The organism is Rhizobium sp. SRDI943 (genome assembly GCF_057653695.1).
The window spans coordinates 869,012-888,449 of the sequence record NZ_JBYGKN010000002.1 but is presented as its reverse complement, the minus strand read 5'-3'; the positions used below and the strand labels follow the sequence as shown (position 1 = coordinate 888,449).

Genomic DNA, 19,438 nt, shown 5'->3' with positions numbered 1-19,438 from the left:
TCTCTGTCCTATTAAATCGATGTCACGCGGTTTTGCGAACCACAGCTGATGCCGATACGTTCGCAAACAGCATATTCAGCCCCTCGGCGATGGTTGGATGGGCGAATATCCCGTCGCGAAGCGTTGTGAAGGGCAGACCACCAAGCATCGCCATTTGAACGACGCTCATTACTTCGCCTGCGTTCACGCCGAGCATGCTGAAACCAAGGATCTCGTCGGAATCGACCGCAACGAGCGCTTTCATGAACCCCTTGCGTTGTGAGAGGGTTCTCGCTCGCGGCACGACATCCATCGGAAGCTTCGCGACCCGGTACTCAATGCCTTCCTTGAGCGCTTCCGCTTCGTTCATTCCGATCCGAGCAAATTCCGGATCGATAAAGACGCAGTACGGGATCATTCGACTCTCTGTGGTTCGGTTGCCGCCCGTCATCGTGCTCTTAACCACGCGGTAGTCGTCGAGGGACGCGTGGGTGAACATAGGAGTTCCGGCCACCTCACCCATCGCCCAGACGCCGTCGGCGGTCGTCCGAAGATGGTCGTCAACCTTGATGAAACCTCGATCGTCGACCTCGACACCTGCCAGTTCGAGCCCGATGCCCGCTGTTCGGGGACGTCGGCCCGAGGCCACGAGGATGTGCGATCCCTCGAATACTCGACCATCCGCGCTGCGGACAGTGACACTCTCGCCTGAGCGCCCGCTAACGGAGAGGTCGTAGGCGCTGAGCGCCACCTCTATCCCCTCGCCACTGAGGATCTTCAGAATGCCTTCGCTGACGTCTATGTCTTCCCGCGGAGCAAGCCGGGGTCCCCGCTCCAGTATGGTGACTTCTGAACCCAGGCGACGGAACGCTTGGCCCAGCTCCATTCCAATGTAGCCACCGCCGATTACGATCAACTTCGTTGGAAGGTCGCCAAGCTGCAGAGCTTCGACGTGGGTGATAGGAGCTGCGTCCGCGAGACCCGGAAGGTCTGGCACGTCTGCTGTCGTTCCCAAATTGATGAAAACTTGCTCGCCCGAAACAGTTCTCGTTCCAGACGCGGTTTCAACCTCAATTGTTTTCGGGGCGATGAACTTACCCCAGCCCAATACGAGGTCGAACCCGCTTGCGTCGAAACCGGCTTGGTTAGTGGCAACCATCTCTGCCACGACACGCGCGGTGCGATCGCGAACAAGATCGAGACTGCTGCGGACGTTGTCGGCGGTGATCCCGAACTCGGAAATCCCCTTCATGGAATGCGCGACTTCGGCGCTACGGATAAGTGTCTTGCTGGGAATGCAAGCTATGTTGATGCACGAGCCACCGATGAGACCCGCCTCAACGACCGCTACCTTCTTGCCCGCCTTTGCTTGGTCCATGGCCAGCGTCTTGCCAGCTTTGCCACCGCCAAAGATCAAAATGTCGAATTTGTCGACCGAATTCATGGTGCACCTCGTTACGTTGATGCCCCTATGAAGCGGAAATCTCAGAACGCGGTCTTGTAAAATTCGATCTCTAGCCGCGACCAAGCGTTCATAGCCATCAGCGCCGAGACAAGCATACCCTCCTCAAAACAAAAGCCGGATCGTCAAAGAACGGAGCGGGCTCACCTGCGAGTTTGGGGGGAATTCAGTCGCGGCCAAGGCGCCGAAAATGAGGAGTATTCACATGGCTGACGGCATCTTTATCAAAGAGAAGATCGACCACCTGTCCGTCGATGGCGTGTCGGTACGATACGTGAAGGCGGGGAAGGAAAATGGCGTCCCGTTGCTTCTGACGGCTCCCTGGCCGGAGAGTATCTTTGCTTTCAATCTCGTTTGGTCCGACCTCTGCAAGCTCGGACCCGTTATCGCGGTAGATCTCCCGGGATTCGGTCAATCTCAAGCCCGGGAAGATTTGATGTCGCCGGACGCGATGGGTAATTTTGTGATAAAACTCATGGCTGCCTTCGGAATCGAGCGGGCGCACGTTATCGCACCCGACGTGGGTACCTTGGCCGCGCTGTTCGCCGCATCCAACCGGCCAGACCTTTTCGAGAGCATCGTTGCAGGCAGCGGCGGCGCCAGCATGACCCTACTGGGCGAGTCGTTGGCACAGGTGGTGGCATCGAAAAAAGCCGCATATGTCGGCTCGGACGGCGGCGAACAGGTCGTGAAATTCGTTTCAGGTTCAGCGAGAGTTACGATTCCAACGGAGATCCTCGAAGACTACCGACTGTCTTCTGAGGGCCAACGCTGGAACGAAGCTGCAGATTTCGTTCGGGCCTATTCCACCGATTTGCCCCGGCTCGAAAAGCTCCTTCCCGACATTCAGACGCCAGTTTTGGTTATTTCCGGCAAAGATGACCCGCTTGTTCCCCCATCAAATGGGGACTTCCTGGCAGGACTTCTTCCCCACAGCCGGGCCGAGATCGTCGAGGCAGGTCATTTCGTTTGGGAAGATGCCTCGGCGGACTATGCACGACTGGTCTCAAGCTGGATCATGGACGGTTACAGGTCGGTATAAATGGAGCGTGCAAGTTTGAGTTGCCGACGTTCTTCACCCACCTTGTGATCCGAATTCCGCGGCGACAGCATCTTACAAGAATGTGGCTCGCGCTCAGTCATTTTGAAGCCAATTGCTCTCAAGGAGAATCCTTATGCAGACTGCGGCAACGCATATCGGCGGAGTCGTGCCAGCGCTAGGCGAGGTACCCGCTTTCGCGCCAGGCGATCGCGTAACGATCGCTACCCGCTCGCCTGTTGGGCACTACCGCATGCCAACTTACCTGCGCGGGAAACTCGGAACCGTAGAGGCAGTCATCCCTACGATGGCCGTCGATAACGAAGAAGAAGCCTATGGACGCAACGCCGGTTCCAAAGGGCACTACTACCGCATCGCCATCCTGATGACGGAGATTTGGTCCGACTACGTGGGCTCGCCCAACGACGGCTTGAGAATTGAGATTTTCGAAAATTGGCTGGAAAGGATTTGAGATGACCGACCACGGCCACGATCATGATCATGATCACCCTCACGAGGCTATCACGGCCGACGAGCATCCTGGATACTACGAGATAATGGAAACCGCAGTCAGAGAACTGCTGGTTGAGCGCAAGCTTTTCGGTGCCGACGAGATCAGAAGGCAGATCGAAGTCCTCGACTCTCGAACTCCCGCACTCGGCGCCAAGGTCGTCGCCAGAGCTTGGACGGATCCCGCTTACAGGGAACGGCTCCTGGAAAACGGACGCTCTGCCTGCGAAGAACTGGGCATCACGTTCTACGACGATACCCAACTGATCGTGCTCGAAAACACGGCGGACATCCACAATCTGATCGTCTGCACCTTGTGCTCCTGCTATCCCCGGCCCGTCCTTGGTCTGCCGCCAGACTGGTACAAACTGAAGCCGTACCGAGCTCGCGCCGTGCATGAACCGAGAGCGGTGCTGGAGGAGTTCGGCACTCATATTCCGGATGACGTCGAAATCCGCGTCAGCGACTCGACGGCTGTCGTCCGCTACCTGGTCCTGCCTTTGCGCCCAGCGGGGACAGAAGCTTTGACCGAGGAAGAACTAGCCGACCTCGTCACACGCGACGCCATGATCGGCGTGATCCCAGTAAGCTACGAAAAGGAAGCCGCGTGATGGGCTCAGAACTACTCGTCAAAAAACTACCGAACGATATTGGTGGCGAGTCTGCCGGAAAAGTCGAACGCATTGAGCACGAGCTACTTCCTTGGGAGAAGCGTTGCCATGCCCTGGCTGACGTCCTCGACTTTCACAAAATAATCAACACTGAGGAAAAGCGCCGCGGTGTTGAGGCACTCGGCTCTGAAATGGTCGGCAAGCTCTCCTACTATGAACGATGGATCGCGGCATTTGCCAACATTCTCTTCCAGAAGGGCATTCTGACGCCCGGGGAACTCGCAGTCAAAATGGAAGAGGTCGAAGGGCGTTGGCTCACAAGTCAACAATCGGCATCCTAAAATGGCCGAGACCTCTCTCTCCGCAGACGTCCGGTGTTTTTTTGAACGCGACCCCGCCCTGTCTCTTTTTAGGCGGGCCTTTGTGGAGAGCGTGGGAACCGGGCTTCTTGCGATTGCCATGGTCGGATCCGGCCTCGCGGTCTCAACATACGCGAAAGCTCAGCCGTTGGCAGCATCGCTCGTAATTGCGATTGCGATCGCTGGATCCCTGGTTGGCCTGATCGTTGCCCTGGGGAAGGTTTCCGGCGGCCATTACAACCCGCTAATAACATTCGCACAGTGGCTTGGGGGGGAGCGCAAGGGCGACTGCACCATAGGCTACGTCATCGCTCAAATTATTGGTGGCGTTGTCGGGGCATTGGTAGCCGGACAGATGTTTGGAAGCCCCTTTCGGACGGTCTCGCCTGAATTTCCCTCCTTCGGCATGCTCCTCAGCGAGCTAGTAGCCTCTGCTGGACTGATGACAGTCGTCTTTGGATGCGCCCGAAGCAGCAGATGGGACACCGGCCCCTTTGCAGTCGGCTCTTGGTTGGTCGCCGCGATACTCGCCACTCCGTCCACCTCTTATGCCAACCCAGCGGTGACGCTAGCTGCCGCCTTCGCTTCAGGGCCTGTTGCCTTGGCACCCGTTACTGCCGTCGCTTTCGTCGCGGCCCAGGTGATGGGGATGGTCGTGGCGATCGGCATCAATAGGATCGCCTTCGGCTCCACCACTGAGCCTGCAGGAAACGCCGCACTCGCTGGCTCTTCTCAGGAGAAGCTCACATGACGCCGGGGCTGACTGTTCTGAAGGCCCGTACCAGCCCAGCCGATACTATGGCGGCATTCGAGCGAGCAATTGTCGCACGCGGGATGAAGGTTTTTGCTCGAATAGACTTCGCTGCCGACGCGGAAGCCGTGGGATTGCAGTTAGGCCCCACTTTGCTGACGATATTTGGCAATCCCAAAGTAGGTACCGAATTGCTCCAGCGCGACCAGCGGGCGGGCATCGATCTGCCACTGAAGGCATTGGCTTGGAGCACCCCCGATGGCCATTGGTTTTCGTATAACGAGCCGTCATTCGTCGCCGAGCGGCACGGATTAGATGCAAAAGCCGTCATCCTCAAAATGAGCCAGGCGCTTGCGGGCGCCGCTGATGAAGCCATCAACACCGTCCCGCCCGTGTCAGACGAAAGCACCATAGGAGTAAGAAAATGACCACCATCACCGCAACTTCACACCCCTCAACAGCATCCCGTGCAGCCGGTCTGCTCGGTACGGCCTTGCTGGGTGTTCTGCTAATTGCAGGCGTCGGTTTCGCCAGTATGCCCGCGGTGCATGACGCGACGCACGATGTCCGCCACACGCTCAGTTTTCCCTGCCACTGAGAGGTCCCCTCGATGAACTTGTTTCGATCGCTGGTATTCTCCGCTTTGCTGGCCGGAGCTTTCACCGGAATTTTCGCGTCCGTGCTTCATCTCACGACGACAGTTCCGCTCATTCTGAAGGCGGAGGTCTACGAGAATGCGGAGGCAGCCGGACATCACGATGCCGAACACGAGCATGCGGCCGATCACCAAGACGTTGCGCCCTCGGCTCTGAACCGCAACTCGCGCACAGTTGTCGCGATGGTACTCGCCTACGTGGGATTTGCCTTGCTCATGAATGCATCGGGCGAGTTTCTCGGTGGCTTGGCAACGTGGAAACGTGGCATTCTTTGGGGAGCGGCAGGGTTCTTGGTTTTCAGTCTCGTCCCGGCCATTGGGCTGCCACCGGAATTGCCCGGCATGCCTGCTGCGGACCTTGGATCTCGCCAGGTCTGGTGGATTGGAACCGCGTTTACGACTGCCGCAGCAATCGCCACGGTATATCTTTCAGCGGGAAAGACGAAGTGGCTGATTGCTGCAGCGCTATTCACAACACCGTTCCTCGTCGGGGCACCGCACCTGGAAAACGTCAGCACCAAGGTTCCCTCCGCTCTTCATCTTCAGTTCGTTTTCACGACCTTGCTGATTAGCTGCGCGTCTTGGCTGCTACTTGGAGCAATCCTTGGGCACCTGCGATCGGGTCGAACACCGTACCATCGCCGATCAATGTCATCGATCCGATCGGATACCGTTTAGCTCCTGCTTTTGACAAACCGACGAGTGGCATCAGTTTTGACAATCCGCATGGAATTGAAATCGCTCGACAGAACCTTGTAGTCGACGATCAGTTGCCGTGCCTGCAGATACGCAAGCGCCGGGTTCATGCGGCGGGGTACCCAGCCGTACCGAGCCGCCACTTCGCCGGTGTCGTGCGGGAATTCTGGGTCATTGATAAGGTCGGCTGCAATGCGAAGCGCGTCGTCTTCCGGTGACCATTCCATGAAATGTTTGTCGAACTGCGCGAAAAGGCTCGCTTTTGGAAAAACCCGGCCGAAGCTTTCCTGAACGAAATCGCGCAGTTCGTGAATAGCGTCCTCAATATCGTCTTCGGAAGCGTTTACCGCTTGGGCGAGCTCTTCGATCGTTTTTTGAGGGTCCGCAAACATCGCCGTTCTCGTCTCGTCTACGAAGACTTTCGCAACGGCGGTTGCGGTTTTCGAAAAATCGGCCGAGGGTAGCTCGGTCGAACTTGGCGGTGGCCCAAGCTTAGGCTTCTCCGATAAGCCATGGATGTCATTGACGAGGTCTCGGATGTTCTTGTCGAGCTGAGATAATTCAACCTCGGGCGAAAGCATCCCAGACAACAGCGGTGGAAGGTCTCGCGTCGAAAGACCGTGGCGCAAGGGAATGAACCGAGCCTGGCCTGTGATGCGACGCACAAGTCCAGCGTCCATCTCCTGTTGAACCCAAGGTCTCTCCATGGCGCTTGGCGTAAGTAAGACGATGAAATGCGTGCACCTACCTAGCCCCTCGTCGATTTTGCGGCGAAGGCTATCCCCTGCCCCAATCTCCCATTCAGCCCACCAAGTATCAACGCCATTCGCCATCAGACCCTCTGCGATTTTCTTGGCGGTCTCGCGATCTTCAAACGAATAGCTGAGGAAAGCTTTCGGCGGGCCGCTCGAAACAGGGACAAACGACGTCCCTTTTTGAATTTCAGGGCTCATGCGCTCTTTAACAAATGCAATTAGTTCCGGGGAACCCTCGACGCTCAAGCGGAGGTCGTCCAGCGCCTCACCGTGTACGATCACCGTCGGAAATTCACCAGTTTCAGGATGGCGTATCGCCGAAAACTGATCTCTTAGCTGCTCCTTGGCGCTCTCAAGAATCATGTTCTCCATCTCGTTGGCGAAACCTCCGGCGCTCAATGGCCGTCCATTGATGGTAAGCGACATTTGAATCTCCAATCCAAACTGACCCGAACTTTGTACAAACAGGGAACATATTTAACTGATTCGGCAGCAGTTACCTTAGCTCCGGAGCGATTTGCGCTACGAGACCAAGCACACCGTCAACAATCGTTTTGGCGACTTCATGGCTTACACCGGTGTTCGTATGGACCGCGTTGTTCCGGATCCGTATCCAATCTTTGATCAGGCTTGGATCCGGTAAATCAACTAGCTGCTGGGCCATTGCCAGTTCAAGAAGCTGTGTCATGGACATCGGGCGACGAACCCGTGACCAGTCCGGCTTGTCGAGTGCACGCCGCAGTGTTCCCTCTAAGAGGCTAATCGCAGAAATAACTGCGGCTCGATGCTCCCCCGCTCCAAGGAGACGCTCGGGTTCAAGCCCTTGCTGTTCCACGGATGGAGCGACATCCCGCAGAGCATCCAACAATCGCTGAAGTCCTTGCTCGTCGTCGGTCACCGTTTCGATGGTCAACAGAAGCGACAGGCTCGGTTCAGAGGAAACTATAGGAGATCTTGTTTTTCCAACCTGAATAACAAGTGGTGCCCGACCAGCGGACGAACCGACCTCTCTCGATCGGCTCAGCGCGAGCCGCAGTTCCGCAGCAGTCCAACTGCTGCCGACTTCAACTACGATTGCGACAGCACGGTCCATCAAGGCGTCAATTTTCGCGCTGATCGAGTCGCCAGGTGATACGACATCATCTGCGGTCACTGGAACAAGCCCAATTCCCTCGACCGAAGGAAACACCCTTTCGCGATATATAGGGAGGCGATGCAAAGGAACGGCGAAGAAAATCAATCGCGAGCTCGCCTCCCTTGGTAGCTTCAGCTCTCGAAGTGGAGCCTCTTCCGTAACCGTGCTGACTTCGAGAACGGTGTTCCGCCAAAACGCAGCCAACTCATCGAAGGCGGCCGCGAGAACCTCCCCGTACTTCTTTTTGCTCTTGGGCAAGTTAATCAGCGTGACGCCGCGGCGTGCATAGCGTGCGACGTCAGCCGACTGTGCCCCGACTGCGATAGCATAAGCCTGCCGCCTCGTTTTCCCCAGACGTTGGTTCACAACCTGCCAGATCTGGCGAAAGTCAGGATCATCTAAGCTATAGCCGATCAAGACGGCCGTCTTTGTAATCAGTAGGTTGGCAAGATAGGTCGCGATAAGGGGGTATCGTGTAAGGAAGGCATCATAGTCGGCCTCCGTAACCACGAGCCGCGATGGGTGTCGCAAATCGCCGTGAAGCTTCAGCAACACGGTCCCGTCCGCCGCTACATTCAACGAAAGCTGCTCTTCATCGACGACTGGATTCACGAAACGCGGGATCGATTCGTATTGGCGCTCAAGGAGAAAATCAAAATTCGTCGTGCACACAAGATCGAATTTGATTGAGCAGAACGCTCGATGCGCCTCACCCGGCAATGCGTCGCGAAGATGGAGGAGTTCAGATAGTCGTTCGATGAGACGCGCTCGCCCATACTCATGTTCGTAGGCGGACATGGCGTCAACTGGTCCGACTGCAGAAAAATCTGCGAGGTCTCGTTCAAATGCCTTTCCCAAGTCGCCCCATAGTGGCATGGCCTTTCCCGCCGGGAGAGAGGCATTCAATGACATCCCTGCCCCTATCACAGGCAGCCACCTGCCATTGGCTAGATCGTCAAGCAATGGTTTGGGAAAATATTGCAGATACTTAGTCATGGGTCCTCCAAAATCAAAACGTAGTGATGAAGCACCCAAAGCGCAAACGTGGTTTGACCCGGTGGCCCTGCATCCACAGAAGACCGCACAGGAAAACAAAATTAGGATGATGACTTGTGGTTGCGCTGCCTTTCGTTGCAGCTATTCTTATTCAACAGTGAATCGTGCGTCCATTGTTCGCGTGCGAAGCTCAACCAAAACCGGGCAGACAAAACGAGTCCACGGAAGCAAATAAGAGACGAGATTGCCCAAAAAGCCCTCTGAACAAGATGATCTGCAACAGCGATATCGCTGGCTACGTGAGATTACCGATGACGTCATTGCTGAACGAAGCAAGATCGCCGAGTTCCATGGCCTGGAGCAGGAACTGCGTGAGCTTCAGCGTGACGTGCTGACAGCCTATGAGCGCTCTGTCCAACTGAAGCATCCGCGGGACAAGGGTGACTTTCGTGAGGAGATCTTAAAACAATTTCTCGTCAAACATGGCCTGTTGCCCAATCGTTATTCGGTCGCGCAAAACAGGGTTCGAGCCGTCGCTCCAAGTGGCCACATTAGCCCAGAGTTGGATATCGTCATACACGACAGAGATGGCTCAATCGTATTAAGGCGATTGGACGGCACCGTCGATTATCTCCCCATTGAGTGCATACATGGTGCGATCCAGGTGAAATCCAAATTGACGAAGAAGGCCCTGTTGGATGGGCTGGACAATCTGAAGCGGTTCAAGAGCCTGGTGCCTTCCAACAAACTGGAACAGAACCTCGGCGGATTCACCTTGGCGACGGGTATGTTCAGGCGGTTTGGCGTGCTGTTCGCCTACGAAGGATCATTGAAGTGGGAGGCGGTATGTCGAGAGCTGGAAGATTTTGCTCGTCAGAACCCTCCCGAAGTCTGGCCGAACTTGGTCGTTGTCCTCGATAAAGGTTACATGGTTCTGGGTGACGACAAAAGCTATGCGTGGAAGAACCGCGATCAGCTGAAGATTGAAACTCCAATGGTCCACGGGCACCCGGATCTGACTGCGTCCTGCCTACTCGAATTCTACGGCATTTTACTCGAGCTTCTGAAGGACACGCCAGCAGGCTCTCCCGATTTGACCTCATATTGGCGAATGCCCCTTACGAGCGGCTCGCTCTCCTATTCGTTCTCTCATGGGGCAACTGCTGAAATGCTGACATGTCCGAAGCATGGCGCCTATTTGAAACGTATTTCGGAGCGAGATTTGACGAGAATTGCGGAATTCTCACGTACCGCCGAACGGATCAACTGGATCAAAGCACTTGATCTTGCAAGTGGCGGGGAAGGAAACAATGAAGGGGCCTACGAGCGCCAACCAGGTATGGTTCGGATATTCAATCCGGACGGTTTTCCGCTAACCGGATTGCTCATGAAGCCAAACGATGTGATGAGCTACGACGCCATAGAAATCGACGGAATGACGATTCTTCTGCCGTATTATTACATCGCAAGGGACGATTTGTTTGAAGACTGTCCGACTTGCACCAAAGAAGCGGCACGCACAGCCCAAAAAGCACCAACCTGGCTCGACGAACGTTAGTGGGACGTGACGCCCGCTTGGATTTCGACTACCCACTCGATCCCCGCGATGGCTGGTCGGCAGTCTATCCGTCCCCTGAGGTACCGCTCAGCGATCCGTCGCAGCAGACGCGACCCTTCGCTAGGCGATCCTGAGACATCGACCGGCGGCCCATCACGTTCCGCCCAAGTCATTACCATTCCCGTGTCATTTGTTCTCCAGCTGACGTCGATTCGACCAGTTTCGCTTGAAAGCGCCCCATACTTGATTGAGTTTGTGGCAAACTCGTTCATCAGAAGGCCAATTGCGCCAATCGCATCGCCTTTCAAGGCAACGATCGGTCCATCAAGTGAGATGGGCACGTCAGGCCCTCGCTGATAGGGGCTCAGAGCGTTTGCAATACAGGTGCTCAATTGCTGCGGCGCCAGAGCTGAAGCCGGTCCATCAATCGCATCGTATGTGGAAACAAGGGCCCGCACCCTTCCCGCATATTCCGATGCCATCTCTTTAGGGAGCGTCAAGGATGCAACTCCGATGGCGCTTGCGTGGGCGTTCTTCAGACGGTGCCGAAGTTCATCACGAGCGAGCTCAGCATCGCGTTGCGCGAGCGCGGCTCGCGTGTTTTCGGTTAACAGTGAAAGAGTCGTCGATGCAACGCGACCCAAGACCTCCACCATTTCGAGCTCGTTATCAGTTGGGGTATGGGGTTCGGCCCAATAAAAGCCGATTGCGGAAAGCCCCGGCGACGAAAGCGGCACGACCGAGACCGCGCGGACGAAAGTACCTTCGTAGATAGTATTGTGAGTACGTTCGTCTTGTGCGATGTCGTGGACGATCACCTTTTCATTTGACGCTATGGAAAGGCCGCTCACACACGCATCGACGGGGAAACGACGGCCGATCCAGAGCGGATCGAAGGCGTCCTCATCAACACATAGACAGACGTCCCCTTCCAGGCGGATCAACGCCGCAGAATCCGCTGACAACAGACCTCTGGCGGCGGAATTCAAGCGACTAAGTGTGTCCTCGTATGTTCGCGCGGTGGCGATAGACTCCATCGCGCCCATCAACCGCATGGAAATGGTCGCGGGCAAGCTCCCGCTAATTTCATCCCCCATTTGCATCCATCTCCGCTTCGAACCAACGCATCAGCCTTAGCGTCGGCGGATTTAGCGAAATAGTACAATCCGGCACGCGAGGTGCCATCGGCCTTTCTCTACTTGACCTCGACAGTCGAGGGAGCGTTGTAGCGCCGACGGGCCTCGGCAACGGCAGTGTGATTTTCGATTGCCCAGCTGCTGAGAGCCTCCAGGGCTTTCCACAGCGAATGGCCCAGCGGCGTCAGGCGGTAGTCTACGCGCGGCGGTATCGTCGGCGTCACTATGCGATCGACGATGCCGTCCTTCTCCAGCTCGCGCAGCACGCTGGTTAGCGACTTCTGGGTGATGTCCCCGACCTCCCTCTTCAATTCTGAGAACCGCTTGGGGCGTTCTTGAAGCAGGCCAATGAGCAGGATCGCCCACTTGCTTCCTATGGTCGACAAGAGATCCCTGACAGGCCAGCAAGCAGGATGCTCAGTTAGTATATGCGGTATAGTCAAGGATACCTCCGTAGCCTGAAAGTGCCTTCTTGTGCCGTATTCAAGACGGGCTAAATATGGTTCTAGTTTCCCAGCGATACAATGGGATCATTTGGATACCGACATCCGAATGTTGGTTGCAGGCGAACTGCACCATCTGGTTCAACGACGAAATGAACGGCAGTGAATTTCATGAAAGTGTTCGATCTTCTCGACGATAAAACACGACCAAAGGCCCCACCAATTCCCGGCGCGACGCTCGCACATCGAATGACAGGCAAGAAGCTGGCGATGATTCACGAAATGCACGTTGTTGCTCTGGACGAGACCAGGGCAATGATGGACATGGTCGAAGCTGGTGAAATTGCTGCTGGAGAATTGGCCGAGCACATCGGTTCGATCGAGCTTTTGAAGAACTACAGAGCTTTCGGCAATCTTTGCGGCCGCGAATGCCAGTTCCTGGATTTTCACCACCGAGCAGAGGACGAGGAATTCTTTCCGATTCTCCATGCGAATGGCGACGAGGAACTGAAGCGAGTTGTCGAACGCCTTGCAGACGAGCATCGGATAATTGGCCAGATCCTGGACGAGCTCTCGGCCAATGTTGCGCTGATTTTGACGCAACCCGGCCCCGACACCTTCTCCATGGCCAAAACGACGTTTGACGTCCTCGACAAGACAATTCGCTCGCATTTTAGCTACGAACAGACGGAGCTGGAAGAAGCCCTTGGTTTCTACAGGATTCCTCTTTAGCGAGATCACCCTTCAGAAAATCCGAACCGGACCTTAAAGGTCCTTTGACGCCAGAAAGGTAACCACATGGCACTTAAGTTGAACATTATAATCGGCAGCACTCGGCCGGGCCGCAACGGTCCGACGGTGGCAAAATGGGTCGAACAATTCGCCAAGGAACACAGCCAGTTCGACGTCGAGCTGGTGGATCTCGCAGATTTCGCCCTGCCGCTTCTGGATGAACCAGCCCATCCGGCAATGCGAAAGTATGAGCACGAACATACTAAGCGATGGAGCGAAAGCGTAGCCTCAGCTGACGCGTTTTTGTTTGTTGCGCCGGAGTATGACTACTTCGTTTCGGCAGCCCTCGTGAATGCAATCCAGTGCCTCTTCCACGAGTGGACCTACAAGCCAGCAGCAATCGTCAGCTATGGCGGCGTTTCCGGCGGCCTACGCGGCTCCCAGGAACTTCGTCAGTTGCTGGGAAACGTGAACGTGGTGGCAATCAACCAGCCGGTTCCGGTGCCTTTCTATACCCAGTTCATCAATGACGAAGGAATTTTCACCCCTAACGAAGCAGTGACCTCTGGAACGACCACGCTCCTGGGGGAACTGCACAAGTGGGCGGTCGCCCTGAAGCCAATGCGTCAGCCCGCTCAGTAGTTACCGGTCGAAGAAGAAGCGTACCGTCAGGGTGCGCTTCTTCACATCATAAAAACGGGCGTTGCACTGCGCGGGGCGTTCGGATCCCGAGCAAAATTCGCCGAATAGTGCTGAACCTCGAAGCCCGCCCGCTGATAATTCCTGAAGCTCGTGCCCAACGGACTATCGACGGCTGCAGGTCGGCCAGTCTCGGCCATTGCGATGACGGCTCCCTTGTCCCCTACATCGCGTAACCGCCGCGCTATCATTGCTGACTGGAGGCCCTTCCCTCTCGCGGTGGCAAGAGTCGCATCGATGCCGAACCATGCCCCAGCAGATCCGAAGAAAGCCGCTCCTGCTGAGCAAGGCTCATCATCGGCATACGCGACATAGCAGGTCCATCTGTCCCGCCTGGCGAGCGCCTTGAACCACTCGAAGGTCGCCGTTGGGAAGCCATACGCCGCGTTGATCACGTTGGCGAAGTCGGTCGCCTTGCGGCCGCCGTCGGCGATTTCGATCCGGGGTTCGTTCGGCACAATGTGATCGACCGGTCTGGAGAAGAATTTTATCCAACCACTGTCCTTCTGGGTGATCCCCATGCGGGACAGAGCGGCACTGGAAGCGTCGAAGCCCGCCTCGTCAACTTGAATTACCCACATTTTCGATGCGTTGCGATCCAGCCATCGCAACCCTTCTGCCATCTCCTTATCGTTAGCCGACCACTGCGGTCCAACGGCAAATCCGCGATTGAAGGGCACGGCAGGAAGCTCACGGCAGGCTAGAAAGCACGCATTGTCGCTCCGGAAAGTCTCGATCCCCAACTGCTTCCGAACCGACAGTGGTGCGGCATCCAGCATGTCCATCCATGCTTCCGCCTCTATTGCGCGGATTCTCCCGGAGGTGTTTGCTTGAATTTCCCTCAGCATGATGTTCATTCGGTTCTCGCGCGTTTCTTCTCAGAGAGAAGAACATATTTCTCAACAAATTCAAGGCCGAAGGCCGAGCTTCTCGTAAACATACTGTTTAGAAAAGCGTCCTTATCGACATCGAGCCGACCTTCTATGGTCCGGAAAAAGTCATGGAGTAATCGATGTCTGAAAAAAGCGCCGCTATCTTTTCAAATCCGCTCGACGGTGTGCTGGTCGAAGCCTTTGGCACAAACATTATAAGGATACCAGGCGAAGCTAGCGGAGCCGCGATGTCGATTATGGAAGTCATACTCCGTCCCGGCGACGGTACGCCTCTCCACCTTCATGAACGGGAAGACGAGACCTTTCGTGTTTTGAGCGGCACCGTCGGCTTCTGGTGCGGTGACAACCATCAGAGGCTTGCAACGGATGGGATCGTATTTCTCCCCGCGGAATTCCCCATCGGATAGAGAATGTCGGCAATGACGAGGCTAGGGTTATGGTCATATTGACACCTGGAGGATTCGAGCAATTCTTCGTCGAAATCGCTTCAGATTCCGGTGAAGCGCCCGAAACAATTGCAGAGCGCTTTGGCCTGCGTTTTCTTTAATCGAACTTGCCGCGCCAAAGGACCTAAATGTCTCTTCCACTCGTAGCATTCATCGTTCTCGCCTTCTGCTGGCGGATCGCGACAGTCTTCATCTCTGCCCGTCACGAACGAGCCTTAAAAGCTCACGGAGCGATTGAATACGGCGCGTTGAACAGCATCATGCTGGCTGTCTCCCATGTGCTGTATTACCTCTCTGCGATCTTCGAGGCATCGCTGCGGTCGGGCAACATAAACTCGACATTGTCGATTGTTGGGGTAACCATCTACATCGCAGCGGCGTTGGTGTTGGTGTCTGTCATACGGTCACTCGGCGATCTTTGGACGATCAAGATTATCCTCAGCGGGACACATCGTTTGGTGAAGAGCGGCCTGTTTTCGTTCGTTCGGCATCCGAACTACTTCTTGAACATCCTCCCAGAGCTAGTCGGGTTCGGGCTTGCGCTCAACGCCTTCTGGACGCTCACTATCGGTCTTCCACTTTATCTAATACCACTTACGATCCGCATCCGGCAGGAAGAAGCCGTAATGGCGCAGCGATTCTCGTCCTACCGTTAGGGCCGCTATAAGCAAACAGGGCACAATGACAGAGAGTGGAGACCCGATAGGCGGTAATACGAATGACGCGGGCGGCAGCGGAGATCTGCCACCTTTGACGTCCGAGAGCACGGCGAAGCTCGCGCAACTGATGACGGACGTTATACAGACGGCCTGTGAACGAGCCTCAGCTTCTGGGCTCATGCCGTCCGACGAGACGAAGAAATTTCTGCTAAAGCGGGTCTCGCCCAATAACGCTCTCAACTTTGATAGCCTCGAGAGATACTGGGTCGTCCTTCTTGATGAACTCTCCCAGATTCTCGACCGAATTCTGGCGTATCAGTACGTTGTTAAATATCGGAAAATCCTTAATTCCGGTCCGCAGGAGCTTTCGATGGCCTGGCAGATCCACAGCCAGAGCCTTCGGTCGGGTGAGCTTTACATCGTCCAAGATCGGACTTGCGAGTTCCTAAAATTTCTAAGCCATGTCGGGCGAGACTGCGGCATCACAATTGCGGATCAGACAAAGACCTTTGAAAAGGCCTTTAAAAAGACCTTCGAGCGTAGGCTTCGTGAGCGCCATCGCGTTGTTCACGCCCACGAACGTCCTTCACGGGAATCGCGAATCATTTCCCTGAGCGGGCAGACGTCCCCCTTGCCGAGGGACGTCATTGACGGGATCCTGCAGGAAACATTTGAAAAGACGATCCCCGTTTTGCAACGCGTTTCTTCTCAGCTAGGCAAGGAGCCGCCCATGTCTGTGGAGGCGGTAGAAAAAATACACGAAGAGGGCGCTGTTAACGAAGCTCGCCTGATGTTGGACTTGGTGGCCAAGGCACTTTTGACGACTATCGGCCTGATGAAATAGTCCTGCATGATCGTCATAGAGGCTCGAATGCATGACGAAGAGCCTTTGAAAGGTGCGCAACAAGCGCTTTCACTTTTGCACTAATGTGCCGATTGGCGGGAAAAACAGCGTTGATCTCTAGTTTGGCGGTCACCCAGTCCTCCAAGATCTGGACCAGTTGGCCGTTACGAAGCTCGTCGGTTACCAAGTATCGAGGCAGTAGGGTTATACCTGCGCCCCGTATCGCTGCTTCTTTCAGTCCAGTGCTATCGTTCGCTTCGATCCGAGGCAGGATCGAAACTTTCTCGTGCTGTTCAGATTTTTGAAAGTGCCATTCCCTGCCCCAACGCAAAGGGGAAAAATGGAGAAGCCGATGGTCTAGAAGATCGGTCGGCACGACAATGTCAGGTCGGTCATTGAGATAGGTCGGAGAAGCGCAGACCACCAAGCTCGTCGTCGCGAGCCGACGTACGATCAAGCTCTGCTCATTGGCGATTGTACTCCGAACGGCCAAGTCCATTCCACGTTCAACCAGATCGACAGGCTCGAGCGAGAAGTCCATAAAAATGTCGATCTCAGGATAAAGCTGAGAAAAATCGGCAACGGCGCCCGATAGATACCTCTGCCCGAGATCAGGTGAGACAGAGAGCCGGATTTGCCCTGACGTCCCGTCTTGCAGAGCCTTTGCATTGATTTCAGCCTCGTTTACCTGTCCAAGCAGGTCACCAAGGGACTGCCGATAGGTGTCACCCGCTTGAGTGAGAGCCACGCTCCTGGTGTTCCTCTGGAAGAGGCGCACACCCAATCGCTTCTCCAGCTCTTGCAGCTGCACACTGACCGTCGCCTTTGACATGCCAAGCTGTTCGGCTGCCCGCGAGAAATTGAGTGTTTCGGCAACCTTCAGAAATACCGAAACACCGGCGAGAGGATCGAGTGACTTCATAGCGGATGCGTCTGAAAGAAAACCATTCGGTCTCGTACTCTCCTCGCCCGCGAGCGAATTGGCGAATCCCGTCGTGTCGCGCAATTTACGCGCTTGCCGCCTCTCCATCCAGAAAATGAGCGCCTCGAACTGGCTCTTCACGTAGTTGCGGGCGTGCCGAAATTTCCTTGAGCAAACCTCCCACCCCCATTCGACTGATTTCCAAGCCATCGAGATGATCGCCCGCGATCAACCTGTCCAGGACCCAATCCAGTCCGTTTTCCGACGAACTGCGAGCGCAACCAGGCGCACCGATCACAGGAATATCGCCGACCCGGCCGAGAACCAGGAGATTACCTGGGTCTACAGGCATGCCAACGCGTTCGACCGCACCACCTGCCAAACGTATGGCTTCCGGAATTACGTCGTTATTGTCGACAACGGCGGAAGCCCCAAAGATGACAATCATGTGGTCACCGCGCGGGCGCGTCTCGATCTCTACTTTCAACGCCGCAGCAACTGCGTCCGCGGAATGAGCCACCCGTGTTTCGGACAGAAGGAGGCTGTTCCTCTCCATGAGCCGACCACTAAGGATGCGAGCTGTCTTGCTCATCGTTTTTTCGGATAGGCTAGGCAACTGAGTGGCGATCAAACTGACCGTGTGGCGACGGAACGGCATGACCTTGATCATGCACCCTATCTTTGCGACCGACGCTGCAGCTTCGACCGCCGACCTTGACACCGCGAGCGGGATGATTTTCACGGTGGCGATCATTTCTCCCGCCTTTACGGACATGCGATCTGCCAAGGAAGCGAACGTGATGGCGTGGTCAATGCTGTTGAAAATGTCGACTATTTTTTTGTCGGCGATGAATAGTCCATCCGCCTGGCTGTAAAAGTTCATCCGACCACCCACGGCCGGGGCAATCCACATGTGTTCTGCACCAATCGCCCTACTAACGAGATCTGCTGCATTCTCCTCGTCAACCTCGTCGGGTTCGATACGGTGTGCCGTGACCTGTGAGATTCCCAAAGAGCCCAGGAAACTCAGATTTTCCCGGGTAAGCTTGTGTCCTTTTTGAAAAGTCCTGCCTTCCGCACTGACCTTGTGTGCCAAGATAGCTCCGAGAGCTGTTCTGGTTTCGATGATACCGAACATCAGATCAGCTCCCTACCTACCCTGCCCGCCTGAAAAGCGATGACTTCGGCGAGGATCGAGACAGCGATCTCCGCTGGCGTGCGAGCACCGATGTCCAAGCCGATGGGCGCTCGGATAGACAGAAGTTGCTCGTGAGAGAACCCGTAACTTTGCAATCGATCAAGACGAGCAGCGTGCGTCTTTCTGCTTCCGAGGGCGCCGATATAGAAGCAACCGTGCGCGAGCGCGGCAATAATCGCCGGGTCATCGATTTTCGGATCGTGGGTGACCGTAATGACTGCAGTCGATTTATCGAGTTGAATGGCAGCGAACGCCTCCTCCGGCCAAGCCGAATATATCGCCGCATCGGGAAATCTTGCAGCGGAAGCAAACGCTTCACGAGGGTCGATGATTAGAACTTCCAACCCTGTCGCAGATGCCATCGGAGCGAGGTGCTGGGTTATGTGGACGGCCCCGACGACGACGATGCGCTTTTTGGGGACGTGAACTCTGAGAAAGTAGTTCTCCGTTCCCACCGAGACGCGCCGAGAGACCCCGTCATTCAAGGCGATCTCGATCTCGAAGCGAAGGGGATCGTTATCTGGAATTCGATCCAGATGAAGAGTTTGGTTGCCCGATCTTAGGTCTACAATCTCCACAATCGGCGTACGACCGGCCCTGAGCTTGTTTGCCTTTGTAAGTTCGGAGAATTGCATCAGTCGACCCTCTCCAAAAAGACTTCGATTCTGCCCCCGCATGAAAGGCCGACCCGCCACGCAGTTTCGTCTGCCACGCCGAAATCAAGAAGAGTGGGACGGCCGGTCTCAATCACCGACATCGCTTGCGAGATGACCTCGCCCTCAACGCAGCCGCCCGAGACTGACCCCTCAAAGTTGCCGTCCTGATCGATAACCAAACAGCTGCCGACTGGTCTCGGTGCAGATCCCCATGTCTTCAAAACTGTCGCGACAGCAACCTGTCGGCCAGAAAGAAACCACTCCTCCGCCAAACGCAACGGATCCATTTCCAATCTCCAGAAAG

At 55.6% G+C, this 19,438-nt stretch carries 24 protein-coding genes; 14 read left to right on the top strand and 10 right to left on the bottom strand.

The features are described 5' to 3' along the window. Positions 1 to 22: 22 nt before the first annotated feature. Positions 23 to 1,423: a dihydrolipoyl dehydrogenase family protein gene (locus tag AC245Y_RS28300; protein ID WP_017996699.1), complete on the bottom strand. Its 1,401-nt coding sequence runs from the start codon at positions 1,421 to 1,423 to the stop codon at positions 23 to 25. 223 nt (positions 1,424 to 1,646) lie between these two features. Between AC245Y_RS28300 and AC245Y_RS28295 the strand changes: the two genes are divergently transcribed. The 8 genes from AC245Y_RS28295 to AC245Y_RS28260 all read left to right on the top strand — a co-directional run bounded on the left by AC245Y_RS28295 (position 1,647) and on the right by AC245Y_RS28260 (position 6,044). Continuing rightward, positions 1,647 to 2,483, top strand: coding sequence for an alpha/beta fold hydrolase (locus AC245Y_RS28295; RefSeq protein ID WP_017996700.1), 837 nt, complete (start codon positions 1,647 to 1,649; stop codon positions 2,481 to 2,483). Between the two features lie 133 nt (positions 2,484 to 2,616). Beyond that, a complete protein-coding gene (locus tag AC245Y_RS28290) occupies positions 2,617 to 2,952 on the top strand; it encodes an SH3-like domain-containing protein (protein WP_017996701.1) in 336 nt (111 codons plus the stop codon). A 1-nt stretch (position 2,953) separates the two neighbouring features. Next, positions 2,954 to 3,601, top strand: coding sequence for a nitrile hydratase subunit alpha (locus tag AC245Y_RS28285; RefSeq protein ID WP_017996702.1), 648 nt, complete (start codon positions 2,954 to 2,956; stop codon positions 3,599 to 3,601). After that, a complete protein-coding gene (locus tag AC245Y_RS28280; protein ID WP_017996703.1) occupies positions 3,601 to 3,942 on the top strand; it encodes an SH3-like domain-containing protein in 342 nt (113 codons plus the stop codon). The genes AC245Y_RS28285 and AC245Y_RS28280 overlap by 1 nt, the downstream gene beginning before the upstream one ends. Position 3,943: 1 nt before the next feature. Continuing rightward, positions 3,944 to 4,711, top strand: a complete 768-nt coding sequence (locus tag AC245Y_RS28275; RefSeq protein WP_017996704.1) for an aquaporin — start codon at positions 3,944 to 3,946, stop codon at positions 4,709 to 4,711. Continuing rightward, positions 4,708 to 5,139 carry a DUF302 domain-containing protein gene (locus tag AC245Y_RS28270; protein WP_017996705.1) on the top strand — a complete coding sequence of 144 codons (432 nt, stop codon included), beginning with the start codon at positions 4,708 to 4,710 and terminating at the stop codon, positions 5,137 to 5,139. The genes AC245Y_RS28275 and AC245Y_RS28270 overlap by 4 nt, the downstream gene beginning before the upstream one ends. Continuing rightward, positions 5,136 to 5,309 carry a CbtB domain-containing protein gene (locus tag AC245Y_RS28265; protein ID WP_017996706.1) on the top strand — a complete coding sequence of 58 codons (174 nt, stop codon included), beginning with the start codon at positions 5,136 to 5,138 and terminating at the stop codon, positions 5,307 to 5,309. The genes AC245Y_RS28270 and AC245Y_RS28265 overlap by 4 nt, the downstream gene beginning before the upstream one ends. Positions 5,310 to 5,321: 12 nt before the next feature. Next, positions 5,322 to 6,044: a CbtA family protein gene (locus AC245Y_RS28260; protein WP_017996707.1), complete on the top strand. Its 723-nt coding sequence runs from the start codon at positions 5,322 to 5,324 to the stop codon at positions 6,042 to 6,044. On the opposite strand, the gene AC245Y_RS28255 is transcribed toward AC245Y_RS28260, so the two are convergent. Beyond that, a complete protein-coding gene (locus AC245Y_RS28255) occupies positions 6,041 to 7,243 on the bottom strand; it encodes a toll/interleukin-1 receptor domain-containing protein (RefSeq protein WP_017996708.1) in 1,203 nt (400 codons plus the stop codon). The genes AC245Y_RS28260 and AC245Y_RS28255 overlap by 4 nt on opposite strands. 70 nt (positions 7,244 to 7,313) lie before the next feature. After that, on the bottom strand, positions 7,314 to 8,948 hold the full coding sequence (locus tag AC245Y_RS28250) for an SIR2 family NAD-dependent protein deacylase (protein WP_017996709.1): 1,635 nt from the start codon (positions 8,946 to 8,948) through the stop codon (positions 7,314 to 7,316). A gap of 244 nt (positions 8,949 to 9,192) precedes the next feature. On the opposite strand from AC245Y_RS28250, the gene AC245Y_RS28245 reads away from it, so the two are divergent. Beyond that, on the top strand, positions 9,193 to 10,506 hold the full coding sequence (locus tag AC245Y_RS28245) for a DUF6602 domain-containing protein (protein ID WP_017996710.1): 1,314 nt from the start codon (positions 9,193 to 9,195) through the stop codon (positions 10,504 to 10,506). Here AC245Y_RS28245 and AC245Y_RS28240 read toward each other — a convergent pair. Both AC245Y_RS28240 and AC245Y_RS28235 read right to left on the bottom strand, forming a co-directional pair. Beyond that, positions 10,503 to 11,603: a sensor histidine kinase gene (locus tag AC245Y_RS28240; protein WP_157628371.1), complete on the bottom strand. Its 1,101-nt coding sequence runs from the start codon at positions 11,601 to 11,603 to the stop codon at positions 10,503 to 10,505. The two genes, AC245Y_RS28245 and AC245Y_RS28240, sit on opposite strands and share 4 nt — an antisense overlap. Positions 11,604 to 11,701: 98 nt before the next feature. Next, positions 11,702 to 12,028, bottom strand: coding sequence for a winged helix-turn-helix transcriptional regulator (locus tag AC245Y_RS28235; protein WP_225510274.1), 327 nt, complete (start codon positions 12,026 to 12,028; stop codon positions 11,702 to 11,704). A 228-nt stretch (positions 12,029 to 12,256) separates the two neighbouring features. Between AC245Y_RS28235 and AC245Y_RS28230 the strand changes: the two genes are divergently transcribed. Then, positions 12,257 to 12,817 carry a hemerythrin domain-containing protein gene (locus AC245Y_RS28230; RefSeq protein ID WP_245274057.1) on the top strand — a complete coding sequence of 187 codons (561 nt, stop codon included), beginning with the start codon at positions 12,257 to 12,259 and terminating at the stop codon, positions 12,815 to 12,817. A 66-nt stretch (positions 12,818 to 12,883) separates the two neighbouring features. Further along, positions 12,884 to 13,459, top strand: coding sequence for an NADPH-dependent FMN reductase (locus AC245Y_RS28225; protein WP_017996714.1), 576 nt, complete (start codon positions 12,884 to 12,886; stop codon positions 13,457 to 13,459). A gap of 41 nt (positions 13,460 to 13,500) precedes the next feature. Here the strand turns inward: AC245Y_RS28225 and AC245Y_RS28220 are convergent, their stop codons facing one another. Then, on the bottom strand, positions 13,501 to 14,373 hold the full coding sequence (locus AC245Y_RS28220) for a GNAT family N-acetyltransferase (RefSeq protein ID WP_017996715.1): 873 nt from the start codon (positions 14,371 to 14,373) through the stop codon (positions 13,501 to 13,503). Positions 14,374 to 14,528: 155 nt separating this feature from the next. Here AC245Y_RS28220 and AC245Y_RS28215 point away from each other — a divergent pair, with 155 nt between their 5' ends. The 3 genes from AC245Y_RS28215 (at position 14,529) to AC245Y_RS28205 (ending at position 16,358) form a co-directional block, all read left to right on the top strand. Further along, a complete protein-coding gene (locus AC245Y_RS28215; protein WP_487762870.1) occupies positions 14,529 to 14,816 on the top strand; it encodes a cupin domain-containing protein in 288 nt (95 codons plus the stop codon). 167 nt (positions 14,817 to 14,983) lie between these two features. Beyond that, positions 14,984 to 15,511, top strand: coding sequence for an isoprenylcysteine carboxylmethyltransferase family protein (locus tag AC245Y_RS28210; RefSeq protein ID WP_017996717.1), 528 nt, complete (start codon positions 14,984 to 14,986; stop codon positions 15,509 to 15,511). 94 nt (positions 15,512 to 15,605) lie between these two features. Next, positions 15,606 to 16,358, top strand: coding sequence for a hypothetical protein (locus AC245Y_RS28205; protein ID WP_017996718.1), 753 nt, complete (start codon positions 15,606 to 15,608; stop codon positions 16,356 to 16,358). A 13-nt stretch (positions 16,359 to 16,371) separates the two neighbouring features. Here the strand turns inward: AC245Y_RS28205 and AC245Y_RS28200 are convergent, their stop codons facing one another. From AC245Y_RS28200 to AC245Y_RS28185, 4 genes are read right to left on the bottom strand one after another with little or no spacing between them, the layout of a single operon-like run. Next, complete coding sequence (locus AC245Y_RS28200) at positions 16,372 to 17,364, bottom strand: LysR family transcriptional regulator (RefSeq protein WP_164070835.1); 993 nt, start codon at positions 17,362 to 17,364, stop codon at positions 16,372 to 16,374. 1 nt (position 17,365) lies between these two features. Beyond that, complete coding sequence (locus AC245Y_RS28195) at positions 17,366 to 18,418, bottom strand: molybdopterin-binding protein (protein WP_017996720.1); 1,053 nt, start codon at positions 18,416 to 18,418, stop codon at positions 17,366 to 17,368. After that, on the bottom strand, positions 18,418 to 19,113 hold the full coding sequence (locus AC245Y_RS28190) for an XdhC family protein (RefSeq protein ID WP_017996721.1): 696 nt from the start codon (positions 19,111 to 19,113) through the stop codon (positions 18,418 to 18,420). The genes AC245Y_RS28195 and AC245Y_RS28190 overlap by 1 nt, the downstream gene beginning before the upstream one ends. Beyond that, a complete protein-coding gene (locus AC245Y_RS28185; protein WP_017996722.1) occupies positions 19,113 to 19,421 on the bottom strand; it encodes an XdhC family protein in 309 nt (102 codons plus the stop codon). The genes AC245Y_RS28190 and AC245Y_RS28185 overlap by 1 nt, the downstream gene beginning before the upstream one ends. Positions 19,422 to 19,438 lie beyond the last annotated feature (17 nt).